Origin of the sequence: Streptomyces glaucescens, from assembly GCF_002154375.1 — a bacterium.
In the GTDB taxonomy this organism is placed as follows: Bacteria; Actinomycetota; Actinomycetes; order Streptomycetales; family Streptomycetaceae; genus Streptomyces; species Streptomyces glaucescens.
The window spans coordinates 1-3,623 of sequence record NZ_MUND01000422.1 but is presented as its reverse complement, the minus strand read 5'-3'; the positions used below and the strand labels follow the sequence as shown (position 1 = coordinate 3,623).

Annotated in this window: 3 protein-coding genes; 2 read left to right on the top strand and 1 reads right to left on the bottom strand. The window is 74.4% G+C overall.

Annotated features, from left to right (window positions below):
• Positions 1 to 37 precede the first annotated feature (37 nt).
• The gene (locus tag CCN42_RS25925) at positions 38 to 1,174 is read left to right on the top strand and encodes a flavin-containing monooxygenase (protein ID WP_086739235.1); all 1,137 of its coding nucleotides are present in this window, start codon (positions 38 to 40) and stop codon (positions 1,172 to 1,174) included.
• Positions 1,175 to 1,278: 104 nt separating this feature from the next.
• Here CCN42_RS25925 and CCN42_RS25920 read toward each other — a convergent pair whose 3' ends face one another.
• Positions 1,279 to 2,643 (bottom strand): MFS transporter, encoded by a 1,365-nt coding sequence (locus CCN42_RS25920; protein ID WP_086739233.1) that lies wholly within the window; start codon positions 2,641 to 2,643, stop codon positions 1,279 to 1,281.
• Between the two features lie 71 nt (positions 2,644 to 2,714).
• On the opposite strand from CCN42_RS25920, the gene CCN42_RS25915 reads away from it, so the two are divergent.
• A partial coding sequence (locus CCN42_RS25915) for a GlxA family transcriptional regulator (RefSeq protein WP_086739231.1) occupies positions 2,715 to 3,623 on the top strand: 909 nt, incomplete at its 3' end.

Here is a 3,623-nt window from a genome sequence, read left to right as displayed (position 1 = left end):
CGCCCCGGCCGCCCCCGGCCGGCACCCGGTCTACGTCATCGGCGGCGGTCCCGGCGGCCTCGCCGCCGCGTACGCGCTGCGCGCCCAGGGCGTACGGGCCGTGGTGCTGGAGAAGTCCGACCGGGTCGGCGCCTCCTGGCGACGCCACTACGACCGGCTCCATCTGCACACCACCCGCCGGCTGTCCGGCCTTCCGGGACTGCCGATGCCGCGCCGCTTCGGCCGCTGGGTCTCCCGCGACAACGTGGTGCGCTACCTGGAGAAGTACGCCGAGCACCACGAGCTGGACGTGGTGACCGGCGTCGAGGTCACCCGCGTCGACCGCTCCCCCGACGGCACCGGCTGGCTGCTGCACGCCACCGGCGGCCGGGAGCTGACCGGCGCCGCCGTCGTCGTCGCCACCGGCTACAACCACACCCCCCGCGTCCCCGGCTGGCCCGGCCTCGCCGACTGGACCGGCGACTTCCGGCACTCCTGCGACTACCGCAACCCCGCGCCCTACGCCGGCCGCGACGTCCTCGTCGTCGGCACCGGCAACACCGGCGCCGAGATCGCCGTCGACCTGGTGGAGGGCGGAGCCGCGCGGGTACGGCTGGCCGTGCGCACCGTCCCGCACATCGTCCGCCGCTCCACGGCCGGGTGGGCCGCGCAGTACAGCGGCGTCCTGGTCCGTCGCCTGCCCGTGCGCCTGGTCGACGTGCTGGCCCGGCCGCTGGCCCGGATCAGCGTGCCCGACCTGTCGGCGCACGGCCTGCCCCGCCCGGACACCGGCCTCTACAGCCGCCAGCGCGAGGGTGCCGTCCCGGTCCAGGACGTGGGCCTGATCGACGCGGTCCGCCGGGGCAGGGTCGAGATCGTCGCCGCCGTGGACTCCTTCGAGGACGGCAAGGTCGTCCTCGCCGACGGCGCCCGCATCGCCCCGGACGCGGTGATCGCCGCCACCGGATACGTCCGCGCGCTGGAGGGCCTCGTCGGCCATCTCGACGTGCTCGACGCCCACGGCCGCCCGGTGGCGCACGGCGCCCGCACCCCGCGCCACGCCCCAGGGCTGTACTTCACCGGGTACACCAACCCCATCAGCGGCATGCTGCGGGAGCTGGCGAGGGACGCGGAGAAGATCGCGAAGGCGGTCGCCCGCAGGCTCGGGGACCGGGTGTCGCGGCTGCCCGGGTGACGTCCCGCCCGGCGCCTGGGCGGTGGGGCGCGAAAGGGCCTCCGACGGCGAATGCCTTCGACGGGGAGGCTTTCGACGGGGAGGCCTTCGACGGGGAGTCCCCCTCAGGCCGCCGCGAGTCGCGGGGCGGCCGGCCGGCGGCGGATCACCAGGGCCATCAGTGCCGCGGCCGCGCACAGTGCGCCGGACGCGTACCAGACCATGTCGTACTCGCCGAAGACATCGCGGGCCACGCCGCCGAGGAAGGCGACCAGGGCGGCGCCGACCTGGTGGGAGGCCAGCACCCAGCCGAAGACGATCGCGCTGTCCTCGCCGTAGTGCTCCCGGCACAGGGCCACGGTGGGCGGAACGGTGGCGACCCAGTCGAGGCCGTAGAAGACGATGAAGAAGATCATCGGCGGGTGCACGGACGGGCCGAGCAGCATCGGCAGGAAGAGCAGCGAGACACCGCGCAGGGCGTAGTAGACCGCGAGCAGCCGACGGGCGTCGAAGCGGTCGGTGAACCAGCCGGAGGCGATCGTGCCGACCACGTCGAAGACCCCGATGACCGCGAGCAGCGAGGCCGCGGCGGTGACGGGCATGCCGTGGTCGTGGGCGGCGGGCACGAAGTGGGTCTGGATCAGGCCGTTGGTGGAGGCGCCGCAGATCGCGAAGGTGCCGGCCAGCAGCCAGAACGGGCCCGTGCGGGCGGCCTGGAGGAGGACGGTGAGCGCGCGGCGCGCGGCCCCCGGCACCGGCGGTGGCTTGGGCACGAACTCCGTCGCGCCGTACGGCTTCAGCCCCACGTCGGCCGGGTGGTCGCGCAGCAGCAGCCAGACGAAGGGGACGACCGCGAGGGCGGCGAGGGCGACGGTGACGGCGGCCGGGCGCCAGTCGTGGGTCTCGACGATCCAGGACAGCAGCGGCAGGAAGACCAGCTGCCCGGAGGCGGACGCGGCGGTGAGGATGCCGGTGACCAGGCCGCGCCGCTCGGTGAACCAGCGGTTGGTGACCGTCGCGGCGAAGGCGAGCGCCATGGAACCGCTGCCGAGGCCGACGAGCAGGCCCCAGCAGAGCATGAGCTGCCAGGCGGCCGTCATCCACACCGTGAGCCCGGAGCCGAGCGCGATCACGATCAGCGCGACCGCGACGACCCGGCGGATGCCGAAGCGGTCCATCAGGGCCGCCGCGAACGGCGCGGTGAGGCCGTAGAGGGCGAGGTTGACGGAGACGGCGGCGCCGATGGTGCCGCGTGACCAGCCGAAGTCCTGGTGCAGCGGGTCGATGAGCAGGCCCGGCAGGGAGCGGAAGGCGGCGGCGCCGATGATCGTCACGAAGGTGACGGCGGCGACGAACCAGGCGCGGTGGATCCGGCGGGTGCGGGCGGGGCGGGGTTCCCTGCCGGTGTTCTCTACGGTGTTCTCGACCGCGGTCCGAGGGGTGTTCTCGACGGCTGTCGCATCGGTCGTCGCATCGGTTGTCTCGCTCACGTCATAGAGCTTCGGGTCCGCGGCGATCGCGAGCGAGTGGCCCGAGGGACAGCCTTCGCTAGGATCGGGCCATGACCCGTGAGCCGAACGGTGGCCCGGAGTTCCGTCCGCACCGCGTCGTCGTCCTCGCCCTCGACGGGCTGCTCCCCTTCGAACTGGGCATCCCGCACCGCATCTTCGGCCGCCCCAGGGACGCGCGGGGCCGCCATGTCTACGAGGTCGTCACCTGCTCCGTGCGCCCGCCGGGCCCGGTCGAGACGGACGCCGACTTCGCCATCCACGTCCCGCACGGCCCGGAGGCCCTGGCCACCGCCGACACGGTGATCGTCCCGGCATCGTACGAACTCGGCCCGGTCTACGAGGAGGGCGTGCTGACGGAGGAACTGGCCGCCGCCCTGGACCGCATCCGGCCCGGCACCCGGCTCGCCTCCATCTGCACCGGCGTGTACGTCCTGGCCGCCGCCGGCCGGCTCGACGGCCGCCCGGCGACCACCCACTGGGCCGACGCGGAACGCCTCCAGCGGCTGTTCCCGAAGGTCAGGGTCGACGCGGACGTGCTGTTCATCGACGACGGCGACGTGCTGACCTCCGCCGGGGTCGCGGCCGGCATCGACCTGTGCCTGCACATCGTGCGCCGCGACCACGGCACGGCCGTCGCCAACGAGGTGGCCCGGCGTACGGTCGTCCCGCCGCACCGCGACGGCGGGCAGGCGCAGTACATCCAGCGCCCGGTGCCCGACCCGCAGCAGGCCACCACGACCGCGGCCCGTGCCTGGGCGCTCGGCCGGCTGCACCAGCCGATCCAGCTGCGGGACATGGCGGAGCAGGAGGCCATGTCGGTACGCACCTTCACCCGGCGCTTCCGCGAGGAGACCGGCGTCAGCCCTGGCCAGTGGCTCACCCAGCAGCGCGTCGAACGCGCCCGGTACCTGCTGGAGTCCACCGGCCTCTCGGTCGACCAGGTCGCCCGGGACGCGGGC